Below are 2,067 nucleotides of genomic sequence, written 5' to 3' on the forward strand. Positions count from 1 at the left end.
ATTACATTTTTCTTCTTCACTTAATTCCTTGTATTTATTTGTTATATTAGCTTCTCTTAAAAGTTCATCAACACATAATTCATATACTGAAGAATCTTGTCTTAAATCTATACTAGATAAATGATATCCAAATACTTTGACAGCTTCTATCAACTCAATTAAACTACCATTTAATAAAATTTTATCACTATTTTTTTCAAGTGAATCTTTTATTATATATAGATCATTTAAAAATTTAATATTATTATAGTAATCATCATATTTAACATCTAATTTTTTAACAAGTAATATATCAAATGTTTCTTTAAGATTTTCTAAAATATATCCTAATGCTTTTCTATACGGTTCATACATTCTATGTTCAGATTTATCATTAGATTTAGATGCTAATACTTCTAATTCTTTCGTAATATTTTTCTTTAAAGATGAAATTGATAATTCTCTATATAACTTTTCTACCTCAGAAATATAGAAAGTTAGTGCTGTTTCAACTTGAGAGTTTATAGCCTCTCTAAGAGTTTTATCTGTAACAAAAGGATTACCATCTCTATCTCCACCTATCCACGTTCCCATAAGTATAGGATGAAGATTATCGGACTTAATATTGTATTCTTCAAGTTTATCTTTAAATTTATTATTAATTATTGGTATAGCTTTTAAGAATGTTGAATTATAATAACTCATTGAATTTGTAATTTCATTACTTACCTTAAGTTTTGAATTTCTTAATATATCCGTTTCCCATAAAAGTAATAATGCTCTTTTTAATTCAATTTTCCATTTTTCTTCATCTACAATACCATAATCTACCAATTCTCTTTTTTCAAGTATTTTATATATATTTTGCATTAAATCAAGTACAGATTTTCTTTGTACTTGAGTAGGGTGAGCTGTTAAAACTGGTGTAACAGTTATACTCTCTAATTTTGATATTAATTCATCTTTAGAATATTTAGAAAAATTTAGTTTGTTTATAATATCTTCTAGACTACCCGTTCTAACTTCTTTTTTTATATCCATATTTCTTATTAATTTTGCTTGATATACATCTTCAAGTATATTTATTAATATAGGGATAATAGATAACAATCTAACAACTTTAGAAATATATTTTAAATCTTTATTAAATAAATTATCATCTAAATTTAAAACTTCCTCTATATTTACATCATCTACAATTGTACTTAAAATATCTTTTAATACTGATATTTCAGTATTTAATAACTTTTTCTCTAAACTTATTTGACTATCTGGTTTTAAAAAAGACTCCATAACTACCTCTTTTATTTTCTATTTTTTGATCTTGACCCTCTACTTCTTTTTCTCTTACCTTCTCCTGAACTTTTATCAGAATTGGCTACCTCTACCATAGGTTTGTCATTTTTTCTTTTTCCTTTATTTAAAGTTTTCATAATTAATTCTGCTTCTTCAAGTGGCGCACTAACAAATGAGAAGTTTGCCATTACCTTAACATCTTTTATTTTTCTTCCAGGTACTTTTGTCTTTTCATGTATAAGTTTTAATAACTTATTAACATTTAATCCATCTTTTTCTCCAAGTGCTATGAATAATCTAGTATTATCATTCATTTCTACCTTAACATTCTTAATTTTAGAATAACTTGAAGCTATAAACTCATCATCATATACATGACGAAGAAGAGATGCAACAACTGCTTCAGTATTTTTACCTTTAAGTATTTTTTGAGCTAATTCTAAATATGGTTTATAATCATTTTCAAGCATAATTTCTTCAACTGAAGCAACTAATACTTCCTCTTTAGCTCTTAATATATCTTCTACATCTGGTATAGATTCTTTTTTTATATCAGACTTAGTTTCTCTTTTAATTTGAGCTAATTTTCTTGATTCTTGTGGAGTAACAAAAGTTATAGCTATACCTTTATTTCCAGCTCTTCCTGTTCTTCCAATTCTATGTACATAAGAGTCAGATTCTTGAGGTATAGAATAATTTATTACATGTGTAAGATTACTTACATCTATACCACGTGCTGCAACATCAGTTGCAACTAATATAGTTAATATTTTATTCTTAAATAAATCTAAT

2 protein-coding genes are annotated in these 2,067 nt (G+C 25.0%); both read right to left on the minus strand.

What is annotated here, in order from left to right:
* A partial coding sequence (locus ACWYO2_RS05905; RefSeq protein WP_455515553.1) for a phosphoenolpyruvate carboxylase occupies positions 1 to 1,272 on the minus strand: 1,272 nt, incomplete at its 3' end.
* Between the two features lie 11 nt (positions 1,273 to 1,283).
* The coding region (locus tag ACWYO2_RS05910) for a helicase-related protein (protein WP_455515554.1) at positions 1,284 to 2,067 on the minus strand (784 nt) is incomplete at its 5' end.

Source organism: Pseudostreptobacillus sp. (genome assembly GCF_977040545.1).